Raw genomic sequence first — 18620 nt, forward strand, 5'->3', positions numbered from 1 at the left:
CATTATAACTAGAGTTATAGGGGCATAAATCCCAATACTTGCATATGAGGGTATGAGGCCCATAATAAAGGTCGGAATAGTCATACCTAGCATCGAGATTATTAAAGCGATACGTCTACCGTATCTATCACCGATATAACCGAATAATATGCCTCCTATCGGTCTTGTCAGAAAGCCAACCGCAAATACTCCAAGGCTTAGAAGAATTCTAATGAATTCTGATTCGCCTGGAAAAAAAACTTGTCCAATAATCAGCGAAAAAACTGAATATACCGTAAAATCATAATATTCGAGTACATTACCTGAAATAGCAGATAAAAAAATGAACTTAGACCTATTCATCGAGCTTTAAATAACTTAATTACTAATTGTTATTATAGACAAGTTACATCATTTATAAAGTGTAATTTATAATATTATAAATTACACTTTATAATATTTAATTTTTTTATATATTATTAATTAACATATGTAGTATAAATATTTAATTGTCGGCATTTTAATTCTTGTGGTGATAGTAATATGTTTTTGTGGTTATAAGTTCTGTTTAATAAACAACCTGAATCAGTTGCAAATGATTTTGAAAAAGAATTAGCAGAATGTGATAAAGCTATAAAACAAAACCCGAATGATGCAGATGCATGTATTGGATATGGATTTAGACTAAGAATACTGGGACTTAGGTTTCCTGAAAAATATGAGTTGGCCCTTGAAGCTTATAACAAAGCAATTGCACTAAACCCTAATCATTTTCAGGCTTATCTTAATAAAGGAGCGGTATTAATTCAGTTGGGAAAATACGATTTAGCTTTAGAAGCTTATAATAAGGCAATCGAAGTAGATCCAAGTCATCCTTATGCTTATAACAATAAAGCAGAAATATTAAGAAAGCTTGAAAAATACGAACTAGCACTTGAAGCATACAATAAAGCAATTGAAATTGATCCTAATTATTCCGATGCTTATTTTAATAAGAGTAAATTATTCGATGAACTTGGAAATTACGAAGCAGCTCTTGAGGCATACGATAGAGCACTCACATATAGGCATGATGACGATTTAGATTATTCTGACATATATTATAAATATATTTTACGTCTGTAGCAATACTTAAATGGTAAACTCCGCTACCTTTTTGTATAAACTGATTTTGATTTTGTAAAGCTTTACCTTCTAAATCTAAGAATTTACCATTTTTTTCAATAGCAAATACTTTTCCATTTTTTTTGAATAATAGTTTCATCAAGCTTAATATTCTCATCTAATACTACTTTTCCAAAATCACCTACTTCTCCAACTTTTGTACCACTAAGATCATATGCGTAAAGTTTTTCTTCATGGCAATCTAAGTTGTTTAAAAAGTTCTCTATAGAATTCTTATCATTAGTAAAATTGCCTAATTCATAGGTGCCTATAATTTTCTCTTCTTTGCTTACTACTTTTTTCGTATTTTTAATAATTCCAAGATAGGTTAGAGCTTTTTTAAACTTACCCAAATTATGCTTTACCTCAACTTCTACGGGTCTAGAAAATTCTTTTACTTCTTCAACACTTCTCCTATAACTAATTGCCCATCTATGGGGCTGCCCAGTTCATCTTTGAAATGAATTAATTTGGCATTTTTACTCTATTTAATTCAGTTTCTTCAGTTTGAAAATGTAGATGTTTTTTTTCTGGCATAAATTCCTCCTTGAATAAATTGTGGTTTATTTCAAGTGTAAAGGAGTAAATTAAATTTTTGCAAGAAGTTTTTATTGTTAGTTATTTCTCAATAACTAACAAATATTAAGAATTAAAAACTACTGTGCAGTCCAGCCGTCATCTATCAAGAGTCCACTACCTGTTATTGATGATGCTTTTTCGTCACATAAGAATATTACTAAGTTTGCTATTTCATCAGCTTTTACAAATTTTTTCGTAGCTTGAGATTTAAGGATTATATCCCTTAACGCTGATTCTTCACTGATATGTCTAGCTTTAGCAGTATCTGCTATTTGATTCCTTACTAATGGTGTGTTACGTAACCGGGACAGATAACATTAACTGTAATATTATTATTCTCAGCCACTTCTAAAGCAACGGTTTTGGTAAGTCCAAGGATACCGTGCTTTGCTGCTACATATGCCAACTTGAAAGGTGATGCGACATATGCATGAGCGGAAGCGATATTGACAATTCGCTCGAAGCCGTTTTTTTTCATAAGCTGTATTGCGTATTTTGTAGTATAGAAAGATGCTATTAAATCTATACGCAAAATTCTATACGCAAAATTTGCTCCCATTTATCTTTAGGAAATTCATCGATAGGAGCAACATGCTGAATACCTGCATTATTTACTATATATGTCTATTTTACCGAATTCTTTTATTATCCTCTCAAACATAGAATGAATTTCATCAGGTTTTTCCAAATTTATTCCTTGATAAAATACAGCCCTTACCCCAAGTTCTTTCAATTCTGCTGAAATTTTGGCTACTTCATCTTCTTTTGCAAAACCGTTAATAACTATTTTAGACTCAAGTTTTGCTATCTCAAGCCCGATATACCGTTAGTAGAACAGGTAATAACTGCTACTTTGTCTTTCGTTTTTATCTCCTTATAAAATATGCACTGTCATACCGTGGTTTGTACCAGCCAGCTAAATCGTCATTGCGAGCAGTCATAGGCTGTGTGGCAATCTCAGAACTTTGGTACTAGATTGCTTCGTCAATTACTTACGTAATTTCCTCGCAATGACGAGAAAATTAGAACCATGCAACAAAGCTGATCAAGTCACGGGATGACATATTTAACCAAGTAATATTTGTCTTTTATTTAAAAGTAACTTATATTAGATTACACTTAAAGAAATAATGTATAAATCTATGGAAATTGTTAATAGCGTTGATGCATCTGTATCTTGCCAGGGCAAAGAACCTCCATATGACCATCCGAAAGTTTATTTAGAGATAGATAAAGAAAAAAAGGAAGTTATCTGCCCATATTGTAGTAAGAAATTTAAATTAGTAACAAAATGACTATAAAATTTCTGTCAGAAAGTACTATCAACCGAATTGCTGCCGGTGAGGTTATAGAAAGGCCCGCATCGGTAGTAAAGGAGTTAGTTGAAAATGCTGTTGATGCAAGTAGTACTAAAATAGATATTATTTTAGAACGTGCCGGTAAAAATCTAATCATTATTTCCGATGATGGTATCGGTATGACTGATAAGGAATTAGAAATTGCCGTTGAACGTCATACAACTTCTAAGTTTGATGAAAGTGATTTTCTAAATATTCATACTTTCGGTTTTAGGGGTGAAGCACTGCCGTCTATTGCTGCTATTAGCAAAATGCTAATTACTTCTAAAAAACGAGATGCCGACAAAGCATTTCAGATTAAGTTAATCGGCGGCAATGAAAAACAAGTTACTATTTCTGTTCATAATGAAGGTACTAAAATAGAGATACGTGATTTATTTTTCGCAACACCTGTACGTTTAAAATTTCTTAGAGCCGATAAAACAGAGCTTGCAGCAACTGTAGATGTGGTTAAGAAAATCGCTCTAGCACATCCTGAAATTTCTTTTAGTTTAACACATGACGGCAAGAATTTATTAAAACTAAAGGGACAAAATAAAGATGCTGAAACTAACCTAAAACAGCGTATAATTGATGTAATAGGTGATGATTTTATAAAAAACGCCGCTTATATAGACTTCAAAACACCTGATTTCTCTATTTGCGGCTATACTAGTAGCCCGACATATAATAGAGCTTCAAGTGAAGATCAGTTTTTATTTATTAATAATAGACCGGTAAAAGATAAATTATTACAGGTAGCTTTAAGGGTAGCATATCAAGATTATTTAGCTCGTGATCGTTATCCGCTATGTGCTATATTCTTACAAATCGATCCGCACCTTGTTGACGTTAACGTACATCCGGCAAAAGCAGAGGTTAGGTTTCATGACCCGAATTATGTGCGAAACTTATTGATAGAAGCAATTAAAAATGCTTTAACAAATAAAAGCCATGTTACTTCTACTACTATCGCCTCTGATGCTTTGGAGTTATTTAAAAATCCTTTAGTTAACAAACAAGCGCCAGTAAGTAAAGTTATAAATGTTAATAGTAAATCGGCAGATTATAGACCTACTACTCATTCTACACTTAATACAGTTCCTCAAAATCATGTTTGTCAAAAATTAATCGATACATTATCACATGCTAAAATAGAACAAGAAGTAGAAAACCGTATAGAACATGAACAGCAAACCCGTAAACAATATAAACTTGGGGCAGCTAAAGCACAACTTCATACGACTTATATTATTTCACAAACCGAAGATAGTATAGTGATTACCGACCAGCATGCAGCACACGAACGTTTAGGGTATGAAAAAATAAAAGATTACCTTATTAAAACGGAAGAGTTAATCAAACAGCGTTTGCTTATCCCTGAGATAGTAGAACTGCCAAATGAAAAAAAAGCAGATTGTTTATATGACCATAGAGAAAAACTATATAAACTCGGTTTAACTCTAGAAAAATTCGGCGAAAAATCTATTATAGTAACTGAAATTCCAAATATCCTTGGAGATGTAAACGTACAAAAGTTAATTCAAGATCTCGCCGATCATTTATCGGATTTTGGCAAGAATATAGCTTTGACAGAGTTAATCGAGCATGTAACGGAAACTTATGCCTGTCATTACTCTATTAGAGCAGGACGAAAATTATCGGCAGATGAAATGAATGCCTTACTGCGTCAAATGGAAAATACACCGCTTTCAGGTCAATGTAATCACGGCAGACCTACTTATATTGAGTTGAAGCTTAAGGATATCGAACGCTTATTTGGACGGTAACTCGTTTAATTTGAAAAATTAGCGTCATTGCGAACGACTGCAAGGAGTACGGCAATTTCGGGAAATTAAAACTAGATTGCCACGCTCCTTTTAGTCGCTCGCAATGACGTATCTCTCTTTATTTTGCAATGCCTAGTTTTTACTTGACTATTTTTCAATTTCGTTTTATTCTTCTTTTCTTAGAATAATAAAATAATATCTTGATTTAAGGTGTCAGCTAATGGCAAGGAAAAATAAAAATGTTTTGGTAAGGCTAGTAAGTACTGCCGGCACAGGTGTTTTTTGGGTAAAGAAACGTAATCCGAAGACCCAAACCGAGAAGCTTTCTTTTCGTAAGTATGATAAAGTAGTTAGAAAACATGTTCTTTTTAAAGAAGAAAAAATAAAATAATTGTAAGTAATATATGGCAGTAAAAATTCGTTTAGCTAGAGGCGGTGCTAAAAGGCGTCCTTTTTACCGTGTAGTAGTAGCTAACGCAACAGCACCTCGTGATGGTGACTTTTTAGAAAAAGTCGGAACTTATGATCCAATGCTTGCTTCAGATAATAGTGAGCGTGTTGTTTTAAAAAAAGATCGTATAGAATATTGGCTTGGCACCGGTGCTAAACCAACTGAGCGAGTCGCAAAATTTATTGAGCAAGCGGGTGTTACTCTTCCTGAGAAAGTTAAAAAGGAAATGGAAGTGAAAGCAAAAAACCACAAAGCTAGACTAAGTAAAAAGGAAGCTAAAGAAGCTTAGTTTATAGTGTATTTTCGTCATTGCGAGCAGGCATTGACTGTGTAGGTCAATTCAGCCCCTGTTCATCCCGCTATTTGATTGCGGGATTTAGTAAATTTGGCTATTACAAGTTATCTTTCTAGATATTGTGGTCAAGCCACGGTATGACAGCACATATCTCTTCTCTATAATCATATTAATATGCCGGATTAGCTCAGTGGTAGAGCAACCGCCTTGTAAGCGGTAGGTCATCAGTTCAAATCCGATATCCGGCACCATCAAAATTTTTCTTGTCATATTAGGACTATCTTTATATAGATACCAAATCGTCATTGCAAGCAGCCGTAGGCTGCGTAGCAATCTCATGAAATAATAACAAACTCCTGAGATTGCTTCGTCGAATTACTGCGTAATTCTTCTCGCAATGACGATTTACCGATCCATGCAAGCAAGCTTTCACAAGACTTATATAGAAAAAAACATACATAGTGACATCCTTTAAAATTTTTATATATGATAGTAATCGATAAAACATCTTATAGAGCTGTGGGATTTGATAAACGTATTAAATTCCTAGTGCTACATTATACACAGTGTGATTTTAAGCAGTCTTTAGATTTTCTAACCGGTGAAAAGTTAAGTAGCCATTATTTAATAAACAATGAAAATCCTGAACATATATTTCAATTAGTAGAAGAGCGTGATAGAGCATGGCATGCTGGAGTAAGTTACTGGCAAGGTCATGAGCGTATTAATGATACATCAATCGGTATTGAAATCGTAAATCCTGCTTTTGAAGTAAATGCAAAAAACAATGATATAGTTTGGCTACCCTATTCGGAAAGGCAAATTAATAGTGTTATAAGTTTGTGTAAACAGATTATTGCTAGATATGATATTAAACCTACTAGAGTGGTTGGGCATTCTGATATTGCTCCAGGTAGAAAACAGGACCCTGGCCCGCTATTTCCTTGGAAACTACTATATGATAACGATATTGGAGCTTGGTATGATGAACAGGTGTTTAACGATCTATTGCCGCAAGTCGACATAACCGATATTGCAGCAATTCAGCAAAAATTTATTACATACGGTTATAAACTTGAAGTTACCGAAATTTTAGACTCTAAAATGAAAGATATTATAATTTCGTTTCAAATGCATTTTCGTCCTAGTAAGTTTTCCGGCGATTTGGATGCTGAAACCATAGCAATTTTAGATGCATTAATATTGAAATATAAATCTGAATTAATATGATAAGATTTATAACTATACCGGATTTTGCGGATTATCAAGTTACTTTGAAATTAATGGAAGATTACGTTAACAAAGTAATTAGTGATCATAAGCCGGAAATTATTTATTTAGTTGAACATTCGGAAGTATATACAGCCGGTACTAATTATAAACAAGAAGAATTATTAAATTATGGTGATATTCCGGTAATTTACACAGGACGTGGCGGTAAATTTACTTTTCATGGACCAGGTCAGCGTGTTATTTATCCAATTCTTAATTTAGCTTCACCAAATCGACACAAAGATTTAAAGCTATATATAAAAATGCTTGAAGAATGGATTATAAATAGCTTAAATTATTTTGGAATTAAAACATATATTATTAAGGATAAAGTAGGAATTTGGGTAAAAGTAAGGAAAGATGAATTTGCTAAAATTGCTGCAATAGGTGTTAGAGTAAGAAAATGGGTTACATATCACGGTGTAGCTATAAATATTTCAACAGATTTAAGTAAGTTTAGTGGGATTATTCCTTGTGGACTTGAAAATTCTTTAGTAACATCTTTAAATCAGTTAGGGATTCATGTTGAAATGTCTGAATTTGATAAAATTATTCAAACTGAATTTAATAAAATATTTAAATGATCAGAAAATTTTTACTCACAATTTTTGCTCTTTGGGTCGGTGGTTTTGGTTATTATTTATATTTAATAAATTCTTATAAGCTTAATAGTAATACCACTAATGCAATAATAGTATTTGCAGGAGGAGGACATAAAATTGAAACCGGTATTGCTTGGCTTAAGGCAGGCTATGCACCTATATTATTTATTACTGGTATAGAATCTACAGAGCAATTAAAAAATTTGTTAAAGGAACGTAATGTTATAGAACAGCAGGTAATACTTGCTCCGAATAAAATAATGTCTGAAGAAGATAATATTAAGAAAGCGGTTAATTTTATTGTAACTTACGATCTTACTTCAATAATTTTAGTAGAGCATAATTATAATATGCCTTTTATGCTAAATAAGCTTGAAAAAGCGATTCCTTCTTCTAATACTATCTATATAGTACCATATCCTGTTTTTTCCAAACAAAAATATGATGTGTTATTAAAGTCCTATCATCGTTATTTAATGAGTATACTCGTTTAATTTGCTCCTTTACTCTTTTCCAGTACAATATTTTAGAACGGCTACGCGCCAAATAATGCAGAAATTAAAGAGCCTATTATTACTGCAGCTCTCATAGAGTTTGAAGGGCATCTGCTCTCAAACGTAATACTTACCTATAAATAAACTTAGGGTAAATCCAATCCCTCCAAGTATAGCTATAGAATAAAATTTTAACCATGAAGTATCACTTGGTAAATTACAGAGTTTAAATTTTACAAATGGATATGAAAATAGCATAATACCTAATTGCTTACCTACAAATAAACCAAATATTATCCCATAAATTAAAGCAAGTATTGAGTTGGAACAAAGTGCCTTTAAATACAAAAAGCGGTAAAATAAAGTAATTTACAAAAGGACTAGTTAAGTTTTCAAGTTTTTTAAAAGAAGTGTTAAATTCTCCTTTTATATTAACAGGTATAAAAGGTGCTATAATGGCTCTGCATAAAGTATCGTGAATGCCTGACTCCACCATACTAATCCATAATAATAAACCTACAATTATATAATAAAATAATTGTTTAACTTATCGATAATTCAATATAAACAAGATGAATATAATTATAGAGGAAATTAATAATGCCGGGGTATTGATTGTTTTAGTATAAAACAAAGCTAGTATATTAACGCAAAAGCATCGTCAATTAATGAGAAACCTATAATAAAAGCTCGTAATTCTAAAGATATATGTCGGCTGAAAAAAGATAAAATACCAAGGACAAAAGCAGTATCAGTTGCGATAGGAATAGCCCGTCCTTTTATTAATCCCGGTTTATCGTAATTAAAATGTATATTAAGACAGGAATTACCACACCTCCAAGGGCTGCCGCCGCAGGTAATATTAGTTTTTTTTATTTTTATGTTCACCTTCTACTAGGTGAAATTTCATCTCTAAACCTATTAATAAAAAGAAGAAAGTCATGAGACCGTCATTAACTAACTCTATAAAAGTTGTTTGTAAACTTACATTTCCTATTGTTAAAGAAAATTTACTGTAAATAAAAGAAGAATAATATTTTGTTAGGAAAATGTTATTGCTGACAATTATTGCTAAGGTAAAAGCAATAATTAATAATATACCGGCAAAAGTACCTGATTTAATTAATTCTCTTAACTGGTTATTTATACTCGTGATTTTAATAGTAGTTTATAACAAGCTCATAATAATAAGTTATTTAAATTCAAGAAAGTCAAAAATCTATATAAATCCATAGCAATAATTTATTTTTTAGTGAGATAAAAAGTTGTTTTTTGTACTTTTGTAAGCTTGTATAATAAGTGTAAGAAGATATAATTATTAATTACAAAAAAAATATCTAAGCAATTCTTATGTTAGCAGAACAGCAAACCGAATGGATTATCAGCAATAACCTTGTAAATAAAGGATGGCATATAGATAATGATACTAAAAAGAATGTTTATTTCCAAAAACCAAAATCAAAAACAGAACAGACAAGATTAAACGGAAAAAGACCGGATTATATCTTATATGAAAGTAATAATGATAAACCTATTGCAATAATAGAAGCAAAAAAACAGGAGTGTGGGGTTTAAGGCAAGCTTTAAATCAAGCAACGGAATATGCAAAATTGCTTGATGTACCTATGTGTTCGCAATGAATGGAGCTTACTGCGAAGCTCGTTTTGTTGCTAATAATAAAGAGCTTATATTAAACGGTGATGAAGTAAGGGAATTACTACATGAAAAAGAATTATTAACTTTTTTAGAGGCAAGCAGTAATGAAGCTTGGACTATACCGAAAGAAATTAAAGTATCACGCGAAGAATTAATATCGATATTTAAAAACTTGAATAATCTTTTAAGAAGTGAAGGGCTCCGAGCAGAAATAGAAAGATTTAGCGAATTTGCAAATATATTTTTCTTAAAATTATTAAGTGAAAACAACGAAAAATCTTGGTGGAATAATATCAAAGCACAATCAAACGATGATATTATCGGTTACATTAATAGCTATGTTATAGAACAAATTAAGAATAAATACGGTGGTGATGTTTTTACGCTTATTTCTCTAGGCAATTCCATTGCTCTCCGCCACATTATCGATGCAATTGATCCTCTTATTTTATCTACGATAGATACAGATATAAAAGGCGATGCATTCGAGTATTTCTTAGAAAAAACTACATCAACGGAAAAATGATTTAGGCGAATATTTTACACCGAGAAATATCGTTAAAACCATTATTAATTTGGTTGATCCTAAATTTAAAGAAACAATTTATGATCCTTTTTGCGGTACCGGCGGGTTCTTAACTGAAGCTTTTAATTATATCAAAGAAAATAATATAATTAATACCGATGAAGATTTAGAAAAATTAAGTTTAATACATTATATGGGCGAGAGCTAACCAAAACCGCTAGAATCGTTAAGATGAATATGATTTTGCATGGTGACGGACATAGCGGAATTCAGCAAATAAATAGTCTTGAGAACCCTAATGATGTTAAACCCTTAACTGATCAGCAGTTAAAGTTTGATGTAATTGTTACTAATTGCCATTTTCTCAAACTATCACTAAAAAAACTAGCAAAAACGGCAAAACTATAACAGAAAATCATGTAACTCCTCTTTTTATAACGGCATTGCAAAAAATAACGGTGATGCTGCTTGTGTTTTGCATTGCCTGCAAAATTTAAAAGAGGGGTGGTAGAATGGCATTGGTAGTACCTGAAGGGTTCTTATTCAGAAAAGACACCGCTGCTGTTCGTCAATTTTTACTATCAAAAGCAAAGCTGCAACTCGTTATCTCTCTACCGCAAGGTACTTTTTCCTTATACAGGAGTAAAAACGTCAATACTTTATTTTATCGATGCACATAAACCGAATAATCAAAAAGAATATCGGCATTACTCTAGACAATAAAAAAAGAAAAATTGTCGGTATAAATGATTTAAACAGGCGAGGATGGAAAATTAAATTTATCTAAAATTCCTTTTATAGATCTCGATTTTTATCAAATAGCTAAAAAAGGATTGGTGAAAAACAATGATATTTTAATGTGTAAAGACGGAGCATTAACGGGTAAAGTGTGTTTTGTAGATGATAAAATTTTACCGCAAATAGAAGTAATGGTTAATGAACATGTTATTTTTAGAGGGAAACCGAATTATTATACATCAATCTTATTTATTTTATTGTTTAAATAGCGATATAATTTTAAATCAAATTAAGAACTTAGCTTATAATAAAAGTGCTCAGCCTGGTTTAAATAGAGAACATATAAACTCAATTTATATTCCTCTTCCGTCTCTAGAAAAACAACAGGAAATTATTGAAGAATTGAATAGCTATCAAAAGATAATAGAGGGGGCAAAACAGATAATAGATAATTGGCATCCTTATTTTGAAGTAAATAAACAATGGGAAATTGTTAAATTTGGCGATATCGTTATCAATAAATTAAAAAGTAATATTTTATCTCTTGAGCATAAGGAGTATACAACATTAATAGTAGGTAAAAAAGGTAAAATGATTAACATTAATACTGCAATTAAGGGGGATATTCCAGTAATAGCAGCTGGTCGGGTTAGTCCTTATTCACATAATCAATATAATTTTAACGGTAACATAATCACTATTTCTTCATCGGGAGCATATGCTGGATATATTTGGTATCATAATTCGCCAATGTGGGCTTCAGATTGTAACGTAATCTATTCAATTAATGAAAAACTATTGTTAATTAAATATCTATATTATATTTTAAAATCTCAGCAAAATATAATATACCAAAAGCAAGCTGGATCAGGTCAACCTCACGTTTATTTGAAAGATTTAGAGGATTTACAAATTCCTATCCCGCCTCTTGCAGAACAGCAAAAAATAGTAACAGAGCTTGATAATAATCAAAGTAAGATTGACAATCTTAAAAACTATATAAAACAATTTGAAAACAAACTAAAAACCACATTAAATTCTCTTTGGCAATAATTGATGTACATTAACTACTTAAAAGATTTGATTGGTTTTAAGTCTGTAACTCCTAAGAGCGATGGGGCTATTGAGTATATTGATGATTTGCTTAAACAGCACGGCTTTAAGACCGAAATAAAAATATTCGGTGATTCTAAAAGCGAGCAAGTCACTAATCTTTATGCTGTTTTCGGTAGCAATGAGCCTAATATTTGCTTTGTTGGTCATGTAGATGTAGTGCTGGCAGGCAATCATGAGCTTTGGCATAATGCGAGTCCATTTAAAGCTAGCCAGCAAGACGATAAGATATATGGCAGAGGTGCGGTGGATATGAAAGGGGCTATAGCGTGCTTTCTAGCTGCCAGTTTAGATTTTATAAAAAATAATACCGATTTTAAAGGTTCCATTAGTTTCTTACTTACTAGTGATGAAGAGGGAAAAGCAAAGCATGGTACTAAAGAAATGCTGCAATATATTTATGATCAAGGATATAAGATAAATTTTGCTATTGTCGGTGAACCTACTTGTGAAAAAGAAATAGGCGATGCAATTAAGATTGGCAGAAGAGGAAGTGTTAACTTTAAATTAAATATAGAAGGCTTAAGCGGGCATGTAGCTTATCCTCATAAAGCAAATAACCCGTTGCCTTGCTTAATAATAATATTGAATGAGTTAACAAATATAAAACTTGATGAAGGTACTGAATTTTTTCAACGTTCGAATCTTGAAGTAACGAATATCGAGGTCAGTAATAATACTTCAAACGTAATTCCGGCAAGTACGGAAGCATCTTTCAATATACGTTTTAATAATTTACATAGTGCAGAAACTTTAGCAAAACAGGTAGCAGAAATTATTAAACAGCATTGTAAAGAATATAAAGTAGATTATAAGTTAGAATATAGTAGTTCTGCTGAAAGTTTTATTCAGAACCCTAGCGATAAAATAAAAGAATTTGCTAAAGTAGTAGAGCATACGCTTAAAATAAAGCCTGAATTCTCTACAAGTGGCGGTACGTCGGATGCAAGATTCGTCAAAAATTATTGTCCGTTAGTAGAATTTGGTTTATTATCCGAAACGGCACATAAAATAAACGAATACACAAAAATTAGCGATTTACAAAAATTATATGATGTGTATTATAACTTTTTGATGGAAATACTTTGATGTCATTCCTGCAGAGGCAGGAATGACATAGAATCTATGCAATAAGACCACCCTTTTACAGGAATGGCTTTACCATACGCGGATGTGATGGAACTGGTAGACATGCAAGATTTAGGTTCTTGTGCCGTGAGGCGTGGGGGTTCAAGTCCCTTCATCCGTACCACTTAAATTTTCTCATAAAGAATAACATAAAATTTTTATGCAGCAATTTAGTATTTATCAAACAAGCGATGAATTGCTTCTAAAATCGATATTGCTTCTGATAGAAAAATGCTATCACTCTGATCTTAAAAGCGTGATATTAACTGCAGATGCAGATCAACAAGAAATGCTCAATAAAAATCTTTGGACTTATTCACGTAAGCAATTTATACCTCACGGTAGTAAACTTGATCCGCAGCCTGAAAAACAGCCGATTTATATTACCGATGAGTTACAAAATCCTAATAATGCTAGTGTGCTTGTTATTATTTCGCCTACAGATATAGGAAAAATTTTACAAGCAAAAGAGTATATAAGAATTTTCAAAAGGATAATTATAATAACCGATTTACTGGAAGATTTAAAAGAATTAACAGTTAAAATAAATAAATTTACCGGACAGGAAAACAAAATAGATTGTTTTACTCAAAATCCTCGTGGAGCTTGGAATAAAGTAGTCTAATAAATTTATATTCTTTTAACAAATAAATATAATCCGATCGTTAAAGCAATAACCAAATTGAAATAACAAGCAAAAATAAAATCTAGATTTTTTGAAGCAAAATTTTGTAATATAAAATGAATTGAAGTAACTAGCAATACTGTTAAGGCAGAAAATAATACCGGCATAAAAGTTGTTTTTTTGCTATAAGGATATCTCAAAAAAACTGCAAGTGCTACAAAAGGTAATACAAAATTGTATAAAGGCCAAATTATTCTTTGATGTGCTTCAGCAATTAATTTAATTTTTTTAGTAATAGCTAAATCATGAGGAGGGGCAAGTAATTCGCTTATATAATATTCGTTTGCTTCTTTATTATGTTTAGTTCTTTGTGATACTAAAGGATTATCATTTTGCAGTTTTATCATTAAAGAATCGAAAGTTAACTGAGTTAAATTACCGTTTACGTCATATTCTTGTCTTATGCCTTTATTAAGTTCAAAAATCGGGCTATTATCATATATATTAAGAGTACCTGAACCCGCAAATACTACTGATGGGTTATTAGCATTGCGATTATCAAATATTATTACGCCGTTCATAATATTTCCTGCTGATTTTTTATCTATAAAAACAGTGATATCTTTCGTTACTTTATTAAAAGTTTTCTCTTCAATCATACTTGAGATATAATTATTCTTTATAAAGTTTAAACGTGATTTTAAGTTTATATGAGATAACGGCAGGATGGTAGAAGATATATAATAAGCAATTAGCATAACTATTAATGCGACATATAAAGCAGGCAGTGCTAGCTGTACATTATTAACTCCTGAAGCTTGTAATATAATTAATTGTCGCTCGACTTTTAAATTATTATAGATATAGATCACGGTAATAACCGTTATTACCGGTAACAGAATAAATAATAAAGTAGGCAGTACTAAAACTATTAAACTGAAGAAGTCCATAACTTTTATACCTTTATCAAATAAATATAAAAGTTTTAATATTTGCGTTATCCATACTATACTAGTCACTGAAAAAGTAACGACTATAAGCAGCGGTAAGATATTTTTTATAAAGTATTTTCGGTATAGTAGCATAATGTTTGTTTGGTTTTTTGATGTCATTCTCGTTTTTAGCTAGGAGCGACATCAAACGCTTTTCAAAAACTGTTCAGTACTATGGATGGTTAGATGGGTTTTGTGGAAACTCGTTCCCGGTTCATTTCAAAATAATTAAAAACCAAGTGCACTGTGTGAACCTAATCGTATTAACTCCAATGTGTCAGCATCGGGTTTTCTATAAATTAATCTAAATCCGGTTTAATATGACAATCTCTACAATCTTTCCAATTACCTATACATATGATCTCTCATATGTATAGGTCATGTTATATCAGCAGCCAAGTACCTAACTGCTTTCAGTAAAATATCATCCAAATTTATTCTACGTTTTCCACGTTTAAACTGTGCAGTATGTTTAATCGTTCTCATTTAAATCAGATAACAAATTATTGATATTACCAATATGAACTAATTTGCCGCTTCTTGCAGCTTTCATAGCTTTAATTGTTTCATCATTTGGGATAAGTGGCTCAAATGGCAATGCTTTTTCACGAGCAACACGAAATAACAGCATACGAACAGCATCAGATAAAGTAAGTCCCATAGCAGCAAGCACTAAAGCTGCTTCTTCTTTCACATCTTCATTAATACGGGCTCGCACAATAGAATCAGCAGACATAAAAATCTTCTTTCAATAATGTGGCTACATTGTAGCGCGCATATTAAAAACTTTCAAGATTAAAAAACTTGTTTTTTATATGTTTTTTCTTAATTACTGCCTCATTAATAAAAAATCCCCGATCTTTCTTATTATATGATTTGCAAAGATGCGATAAATTAACTTACCTATCAGTATTGTTATAAATGCAATAATAATGCCGTAGATTATATCACTTGGGTAATGCATAGCAAGGCTTATGCGAGATAAAGACACGAGCATAATAACACAAATCATTAAGATTTTTAATGGTAATTTTATATAATTCCAAGCAAAATACGTTACTAACACGCTAAGAGCTGCGTGGCTGCTTGGAAAGCTTGAAAAGCATCTTTCGTTTGCAGTATTTATTATGGTCATGAAACTATCTACAGGAAGACTGCAATAAGGGCGAGGGAAATTAACTGAAAATTTAAGAGCGGTAAAAATTAAACCGAATACCCCGTATATTATACCGATTTCAACTAACTTATTATAATTGTGCCAGAATTTATTTTGCCACTTCTTATCATTTTTGGTTTTCTTTAATTGAATATAAAAATATATACAGTATATAATATATATTAAGGCGAAATTAGCGATATTAAAACAAAACGAAATTATTTTAAAAAAATAAGGTATAAAGCCGATATTAGTAATTTTATTCAAAAATAAGAATATTTCTTGATTTAAGCCGCAAAAATTATAAAAAACTTCAAACATTAATTTTAAATATTTATGTTACAAGTAACAATACTTGGGTGTGGAGCATCTATAGGCGTACCGGTGATCGGGTGCGATTGTAGTACTTGCACATCTCCTTCAAAGTACAATAAAAGGACTAGATCAGCAATATATATTAACGATGAAAATAGTCAAATATTAGTTGATTTCGGTTTTGATATTAGAAATCAACTATTACGAGAAAAGATAAATAAGCTCGATTGTGCTATATTAACACATTATCATTCCGATCACGTTAACGGCATCGATGATTTACGAGTATTTACTTTTATGCAAGGCAAGTCATTTGAAATCTATACAGATCACGATAGTACGGCAAAGCTCCATACAAAATTTGATTATCTATTTAACAATAAGTTATTTAAGCTTGGGCGACTGTTCACAACTCAATCTGTTAGTTTTTTTGATAAAATTAAGATTAATACTATCGAAATACAATTTTTTAGACAGCATCACGGTCCTATAGATAGCTTGGGCTTACGTATAGGTGATTTCGTTTATTCGCCCGATGTAATCGATTTTCCTCCTGAATCAGATAAATTTTTAAAAGATATAAAAATATGGATATTAGATTGTATGGATTATAAATCAAATCCGAATCATGCAGGGCTTGATAAAGTTCTAGAATGGCATGAAAAATATAAACCTGAGCAGATATTATTAACCAATATGAGACACACGATAGATTATCATGAGATTACGAAAATGCTTCCAAATAACGTTAAGCCGCTTTATGACGGTTATAAATTTACGGTCTAGTTTATATGATTATTTTAGAAAAAGTTTGTAAGCGTTATGGCAAGAATTGCACAATTAAGAATATTGATTTAAGTTTTACTACTAAGGAAACTACTGTAATAATCGGTCCTTCGGGAAGCGGTAAAACTACTCTGCTTAGAATTTTAAATAATTTAGAAGAACCAAGTAGCGGTACTTTTTTGGTAGACGGGAAGAAGCTACTGCTTAAAGATAGAAGAAAGCTTCGTTTAAAAGTTGGTATGGTTTTTCAAAATTTTAATCTATTCCCGCATTTAACGGTAGGAGAAAACCTAATCTATACACCGGTAAATGTTTTAAATTTGCCAAAAGAACAAGCAATTTCTATGGCAAAGGAATTGCTTGCAAAATTTAAGCTAACGCAAAAATTTGACTCATATCCGGCAATCCTATCAGGAGGGCAAAAGCAACGCACCGCAATAGCAAGGGCTTTAATGATGAAGCCGAAAATTTTGTTATTCGACGAACCGACTTCGGCACTCGATCCTGAAAATATTAAAGATGTTATAGAGAATATAAATTTATTAAAAGATCAAATGAGCATGGTAGTGGTCACGCACCATTTGAAGTTTGCAAAATTAATAGCAGATCGTGTTATTTTTATGGATCAAGGACAGATTTTAGCAAATCAGCCTGCCGAGGATTTTTTTAATAAACCGGCATCGCATCGAGCTAGGTTGTTTTTAGAGAATATCGGCGATTTAATGTGATTTTCTTGATAAAGATAAAATTATAGCCTATAATTAGTATTTAATTTAGTATTAATTATAGGTATCCTCAATGAACTTAAAAAATTGGCTACGTCGTCTAAATAAGTTCGCAGGTAGCCACGTATTAAGGATACGCTCTGCTCCTAGTCTTGCAGACTCCTTGCTCTTTTCCAAGTTGATCTTCGTATAACTTTCTTCGTTTACTTGGAGTCAATAATGGAACATATTTATGCAAATCTAGCAGTTAGTATAGTATATCAGAATTTAAGAAAAAGCCCTACTGCATTATTGGATAAGGCAAGTGGTGAGCCTGTTGCCTTATTAAATCATAATAAACCGACTGCTTATCTAATTCCGGCTGAATTATATGAGCAAATTATTGAAGCTTTAGATGACAAATATTTATTAGAGCTTGCTACTATTAGATTAAAAGATAAAGAAAAGGTAATAGCGGTTAAAAGTAGCTTTTGTCATTCCCGCGAAAGCGGGAATCCAGTAAAAAATGGTAAAAATAAAAAAAATCATATAAAAATTTAGTATCTAATTTATTTAGAAAGCTGGATTCCTGCTTTCGCAGGAATGACATAGCTTATCCTATTTTTTAGTATAATGTTACTATTATCACATCGTACAGTTTTGGCACAGACACGAGTAGAATTACCGCAAAAACTAAAAAGCTTGAATTGCAAAAAGACGAATTACAAGGAGAAGTAATTGCAATTTTATACAAAGGTGAAGTTATTTATAAAACAACGTTTGGAAATCAGAAAGGTAATAGTGGAGTTATTACGGATAAAACTTTATTTCCTTTAGCATCGGTTTCAAAAGCTGTTTCAGCAACGGCAATTGCATTAATGGTAGATCAAGAAAGTTGAGATTTTGACGAAAAATTCA

At 31.7% G+C, this 18620-nt stretch carries 27 protein-coding genes, 2 tRNA genes and 4 pseudogenes; 24 read left to right on the top strand and 9 right to left on the bottom strand.

Annotated features, from left to right (window positions below; all coding sequences use genetic code 11):
* On the bottom strand, window positions 1-342 hold a 342-nt coding region (locus O6R16_RS02845), incomplete at its 3' end, for an MFS transporter (protein WP_499679929.1).
* Window positions 343-702: 360 nt separating this feature from the next.
* On the opposite strand from O6R16_RS02845, the gene O6R16_RS02850 reads away from it, so the two are divergent.
* Complete coding sequence (locus O6R16_RS02850) at window positions 703-1104, top strand: tetratricopeptide repeat protein (protein WP_499679930.1); 402 nt, start codon at window positions 703-705, stop codon at window positions 1102-1104.
* 95 nt (window positions 1105-1199) lie between these two features.
* Here the strand turns inward: O6R16_RS02850 and O6R16_RS02855 are convergent, their stop codons facing one another.
* The 3 genes and pseudogenes from O6R16_RS02855 to O6R16_RS02865 all read right to left on the bottom strand — a co-directional run bounded on the left by O6R16_RS02855 (window position 1200) and on the right by O6R16_RS02865 (window position 2455).
* The gene (locus tag O6R16_RS02855; RefSeq protein WP_499679931.1) at window positions 1200-1496 is read right to left on the bottom strand and encodes a hypothetical protein; all 297 of its coding nucleotides are present in this window, start codon (window positions 1494-1496) and stop codon (window positions 1200-1202) included.
* Between the two features lie 303 nt (window positions 1497-1799).
* A pseudogene (locus O6R16_RS02860) lies at window positions 1800-2281 on the bottom strand (SDR family oxidoreductase).
* 48 nt (window positions 2282-2329) lie between these two features.
* Window positions 2330-2455 carry a hypothetical protein gene (locus tag O6R16_RS02865; RefSeq protein WP_499679932.1) on the bottom strand — a complete coding sequence of 42 codons (126 nt, stop codon included), beginning with the start codon at window positions 2453-2455 and terminating at the stop codon, window positions 2330-2332.
* Window positions 2456-2852: 397 nt separating this feature from the next.
* On the opposite strand from O6R16_RS02865, the gene O6R16_RS02870 reads away from it, so the two are divergent.
* From O6R16_RS02870 to O6R16_RS02905, 8 genes are all read left to right on the top strand, one after another.
* On the top strand, window positions 2853-3017 hold the full coding sequence (locus O6R16_RS02870; RefSeq protein WP_008579257.1) for a zinc-finger domain-containing protein: 165 nt from the start codon (window positions 2853-2855) through the stop codon (window positions 3015-3017).
* Window positions 3014-4849: a DNA mismatch repair endonuclease MutL gene (gene mutL / locus O6R16_RS02875; protein ID WP_499679933.1), complete on the top strand. Its 1836-nt coding sequence runs from the start codon at window positions 3014-3016 to the stop codon at window positions 4847-4849. The genes O6R16_RS02870 and mutL overlap by 4 nt, the downstream gene beginning before the upstream one ends.
* A 220-nt stretch (window positions 4850-5069) precedes the next feature.
* Complete coding sequence (rpmG, locus tag O6R16_RS02880; RefSeq protein WP_499679934.1) at window positions 5070-5240, top strand: 50S ribosomal protein L33; 171 nt, start codon at window positions 5070-5072, stop codon at window positions 5238-5240.
* Window positions 5241-5253: 13 nt separating this feature from the next.
* Window positions 5254-5589: a 30S ribosomal protein S16 gene (gene rpsP, locus O6R16_RS02885; RefSeq protein ID WP_499679935.1), complete on the top strand. Its 336-nt coding sequence runs from the start codon at window positions 5254-5256 to the stop codon at window positions 5587-5589.
* 182 nt (window positions 5590-5771) lie between these two features.
* Window positions 5772-5846: transfer RNA gene (locus tag O6R16_RS02890), tRNA-Thr, on the top strand.
* A 235-nt stretch (window positions 5847-6081) separates the two neighbouring features.
* Window positions 6082-6825 carry an N-acetylmuramoyl-L-alanine amidase gene (locus tag O6R16_RS02895; RefSeq protein ID WP_499679936.1) on the top strand — a complete coding sequence of 248 codons (744 nt, stop codon included), beginning with the start codon at window positions 6082-6084 and terminating at the stop codon, window positions 6823-6825.
* Window positions 6822-7451: a lipoyl(octanoyl) transferase LipB gene (gene lipB / locus O6R16_RS02900; protein WP_499679937.1), complete on the top strand. Its 630-nt coding sequence runs from the start codon at window positions 6822-6824 to the stop codon at window positions 7449-7451. Before O6R16_RS02895 ends, lipB begins: the two co-directional genes overlap by 4 nt.
* A complete protein-coding gene (locus O6R16_RS02905) occupies window positions 7448-7963 on the top strand; it encodes a YdcF family protein (RefSeq protein ID WP_499679938.1) in 516 nt (171 codons plus the stop codon). Before lipB ends, O6R16_RS02905 begins: the two co-directional genes overlap by 4 nt.
* Window positions 7964-8080: 117 nt before the next feature.
* Here O6R16_RS02905 and O6R16_RS02910 read toward each other — a convergent pair.
* Both O6R16_RS02910 and O6R16_RS02915 read right to left on the bottom strand, forming a co-directional pair.
* Window positions 8081-8826 (bottom strand): annotated as a pseudogene (locus O6R16_RS02910) (Na+/H+ antiporter NhaA).
* Window positions 8826-9086: a Na+/H+ antiporter NhaA gene (locus tag O6R16_RS02915; RefSeq protein ID WP_499679949.1), complete on the bottom strand. Its 261-nt coding sequence runs from the start codon at window positions 9084-9086 to the stop codon at window positions 8826-8828. The pseudogene O6R16_RS02910 and the gene O6R16_RS02915 overlap by 1 nt, the downstream one beginning before the upstream one ends.
* Here O6R16_RS02915 and O6R16_RS02920 point away from each other — a divergent pair.
* The 11 genes and pseudogenes from O6R16_RS02920 (at window position 9013) to O6R16_RS02970 (ending at window position 13749) form a co-directional block, all read left to right on the top strand.
* Window positions 9013-9198, top strand: a complete 186-nt coding sequence (locus O6R16_RS02920) for a hypothetical protein (protein ID WP_499679939.1) — start codon at window positions 9013-9015, stop codon at window positions 9196-9198. The two genes, O6R16_RS02915 and O6R16_RS02920, sit on opposite strands and share 74 nt — an antisense overlap.
* Before the next feature lie 115 nt (window positions 9199-9313).
* Complete coding sequence (locus O6R16_RS02925) at window positions 9314-9538, top strand: hypothetical protein (RefSeq protein WP_499679940.1); 225 nt, start codon at window positions 9314-9316, stop codon at window positions 9536-9538.
* A gap of 52 nt (window positions 9539-9590) precedes the next feature.
* Window positions 9591-10145 carry a hypothetical protein gene (locus O6R16_RS02930; protein ID WP_499679941.1) on the top strand — a complete coding sequence of 185 codons (555 nt, stop codon included), beginning with the start codon at window positions 9591-9593 and terminating at the stop codon, window positions 10143-10145.
* Window positions 10146-10188: 43 nt separating this feature from the next.
* Complete coding sequence (locus O6R16_RS02935) at window positions 10189-10353, top strand: N-6 DNA methylase (RefSeq protein WP_499679950.1); 165 nt, start codon at window positions 10189-10191, stop codon at window positions 10351-10353.
* Between the two features lie 29 nt (window positions 10354-10382).
* The gene (locus tag O6R16_RS02940) at window positions 10383-10553 is read left to right on the top strand and encodes a hypothetical protein (RefSeq protein ID WP_158308197.1); all 171 of its coding nucleotides are present in this window, start codon (window positions 10383-10385) and stop codon (window positions 10551-10553) included.
* Window positions 10554-10657: 104 nt separating this feature from the next.
* On the top strand, window positions 10658-10825 hold the full coding sequence (locus O6R16_RS02945) for a hypothetical protein (protein WP_499679942.1): 168 nt from the start codon (window positions 10658-10660) through the stop codon (window positions 10823-10825).
* A 156-nt stretch (window positions 10826-10981) separates the two neighbouring features.
* Window positions 10982-11174 (top strand): annotated as a pseudogene (locus O6R16_RS02950) (restriction endonuclease subunit S domain-containing protein); the annotation flags it as partial.
* Window positions 11172-11936 (top strand): restriction endonuclease subunit S, encoded by a 765-nt coding sequence (locus O6R16_RS02955; protein ID WP_499679951.1) that lies wholly within the window; start codon window positions 11172-11174, stop codon window positions 11934-11936. The pseudogene O6R16_RS02950 and the gene O6R16_RS02955, both read left to right, overlap by 3 nt.
* A gap of 3 nt (window positions 11937-11939) precedes the next feature.
* Window positions 11940-13085: a succinyl-diaminopimelate desuccinylase gene (dapE, locus tag O6R16_RS02960; RefSeq protein ID WP_499679943.1), complete on the top strand. Its 1146-nt coding sequence runs from the start codon at window positions 11940-11942 to the stop codon at window positions 13083-13085.
* Window positions 13086-13163: 78 nt separating this feature from the next.
* Window positions 13164-13248: transfer RNA gene (locus O6R16_RS02965), tRNA-Leu, on the top strand.
* Between the two features lie 36 nt (window positions 13249-13284).
* Window positions 13285-13749, top strand: coding sequence for a DNA polymerase III subunit chi (locus tag O6R16_RS02970; protein ID WP_499679944.1), 465 nt, complete (start codon window positions 13285-13287; stop codon window positions 13747-13749).
* Between the two features lie 5 nt (window positions 13750-13754).
* Here the strand turns inward: O6R16_RS02970 and O6R16_RS02975 are convergent, their stop codons facing one another.
* The 3 genes from O6R16_RS02975 to O6R16_RS02985 form a co-directional block, all read right to left on the bottom strand.
* Window positions 13755-14834 carry an LptF/LptG family permease gene (locus O6R16_RS02975; protein ID WP_499679952.1) on the bottom strand — a complete coding sequence of 360 codons (1080 nt, stop codon included), beginning with the start codon at window positions 14832-14834 and terminating at the stop codon, window positions 13755-13757.
* A gap of 379 nt (window positions 14835-15213) precedes the next feature.
* The gene (locus tag O6R16_RS02980) at window positions 15214-15477 is read right to left on the bottom strand and encodes a type II toxin-antitoxin system RelB/DinJ family antitoxin (RefSeq protein ID WP_011271673.1); all 264 of its coding nucleotides are present in this window, start codon (window positions 15475-15477) and stop codon (window positions 15214-15216) included.
* Window positions 15478-15570: 93 nt separating this feature from the next.
* Window positions 15571-16218 carry a phosphatase PAP2 family protein gene (locus tag O6R16_RS02985; RefSeq protein WP_499679945.1) on the bottom strand — a complete coding sequence of 216 codons (648 nt, stop codon included), beginning with the start codon at window positions 16216-16218 and terminating at the stop codon, window positions 15571-15573.
* 15 nt (window positions 16219-16233) lie between these two features.
* Between O6R16_RS02985 and O6R16_RS02990 the strand changes: the two genes are divergently transcribed.
* The 4 genes and pseudogenes from O6R16_RS02990 (at window position 16234) to O6R16_RS03005 (ending at window position 18601) form a co-directional block, all read left to right on the top strand.
* Window positions 16234-16998 carry an MBL fold metallo-hydrolase gene (locus O6R16_RS02990; RefSeq protein WP_499679946.1) on the top strand — a complete coding sequence of 255 codons (765 nt, stop codon included), beginning with the start codon at window positions 16234-16236 and terminating at the stop codon, window positions 16996-16998.
* Between the two features lie 5 nt (window positions 16999-17003).
* Window positions 17004-17726 carry an amino acid ABC transporter ATP-binding protein gene (locus O6R16_RS02995; RefSeq protein ID WP_499679947.1) on the top strand — a complete coding sequence of 241 codons (723 nt, stop codon included), beginning with the start codon at window positions 17004-17006 and terminating at the stop codon, window positions 17724-17726.
* A gap of 216 nt (window positions 17727-17942) precedes the next feature.
* A pseudogene (locus O6R16_RS03000) lies at window positions 17943-18182 on the top strand (type II toxin-antitoxin system Phd/YefM family antitoxin); the annotation flags it as partial.
* A gap of 227 nt (window positions 18183-18409) precedes the next feature.
* Window positions 18410-18601, top strand: a complete 192-nt coding sequence (locus O6R16_RS03005) for a serine hydrolase (RefSeq protein ID WP_499679948.1) — start codon at window positions 18410-18412, stop codon at window positions 18599-18601.
* Window positions 18602-18620: the final 19 nt, after the last annotated feature.

The organism is Candidatus Rickettsia tasmaniensis (assembly GCF_036857515.1).
Classification (GTDB): Bacteria; Pseudomonadota; Alphaproteobacteria; order Rickettsiales; family Rickettsiaceae; genus Rickettsia; species Rickettsia rickettsii.

Bases quoted from the DNA above. Each gene is read 5' to 3' on its own strand.
- O6R16_RS02870 (WP_008579257.1), top strand. From the start codon at position 2,853: ATGTATAAATCTATGGAAATTGTTAATAGCGTTGATGCATCTGTATCT.
- lipB (WP_499679937.1), top strand. From the start codon at position 6,822: ATGATAAGATTTATAACTATACCGGATTTTGCGGATTATCAAGTTACT.
- O6R16_RS02970 (WP_499679944.1), top strand. From the start codon at position 13,285: ATGCAGCAATTTAGTATTTATCAAACAAGCGATGAATTGCTTCTAAAA.
- O6R16_RS02990 (WP_499679946.1), top strand. From the start codon at position 16,234: ATGTTACAAGTAACAATACTTGGGTGTGGAGCATCTATAGGCGTACCG.
- O6R16_RS02940 (WP_158308197.1), top strand. From the start codon at position 10,383: ATGATTTTGCATGGTGACGGACATAGCGGAATTCAGCAAATAAATAGT.
- rpsP (WP_499679935.1), top strand. From the start codon at position 5,254: ATGGCAGTAAAAATTCGTTTAGCTAGAGGCGGTGCTAAAAGGCGTCCT.
- rpmG (WP_499679934.1), top strand. From the start codon at position 5,070: ATGGCAAGGAAAAATAAAAATGTTTTGGTAAGGCTAGTAAGTACTGCC.
- O6R16_RS02985 (WP_499679945.1), bottom strand. From the start codon at position 16,218: ATGTTTGAAGTTTTTTATAATTTTTGCGGCTTAAATCAAGAAATATTC.
- O6R16_RS02975 (WP_499679952.1), bottom strand. From the start codon at position 14,834: ATGCTACTATACCGAAAATACTTTATAAAAAATATCTTACCGCTGCTT.
- mutL (WP_499679933.1), top strand. From the start codon at position 3,014: ATGACTATAAAATTTCTGTCAGAAAGTACTATCAACCGAATTGCTGCC.
- O6R16_RS02945 (WP_499679942.1), top strand. From the start codon at position 10,658: ATGGCATTGGTAGTACCTGAAGGGTTCTTATTCAGAAAAGACACCGCT.
- O6R16_RS02895 (WP_499679936.1), top strand. From the start codon at position 6,082: ATGATAGTAATCGATAAAACATCTTATAGAGCTGTGGGATTTGATAAA.
- O6R16_RS02905 (WP_499679938.1), top strand. From the start codon at position 7,448: ATGATCAGAAAATTTTTACTCACAATTTTTGCTCTTTGGGTCGGTGGT.
- O6R16_RS02995 (WP_499679947.1), top strand. From the start codon at position 17,004: ATGATTATTTTAGAAAAAGTTTGTAAGCGTTATGGCAAGAATTGCACA.
- O6R16_RS02980 (WP_011271673.1), bottom strand. From the start codon at position 15,477: ATGTCTGCTGATTCTATTGTGCGAGCCCGTATTAATGAAGATGTGAAA.
- dapE (WP_499679943.1), top strand. From the start codon at position 11,940: ATGTACATTAACTACTTAAAAGATTTGATTGGTTTTAAGTCTGTAACT.
- O6R16_RS02925 (WP_499679940.1), top strand. From the start codon at position 9,314: ATGTTAGCAGAACAGCAAACCGAATGGATTATCAGCAATAACCTTGTA.
- O6R16_RS02920 (WP_499679939.1), top strand. From the start codon at position 9,013: ATGTTATTGCTGACAATTATTGCTAAGGTAAAAGCAATAATTAATAAT.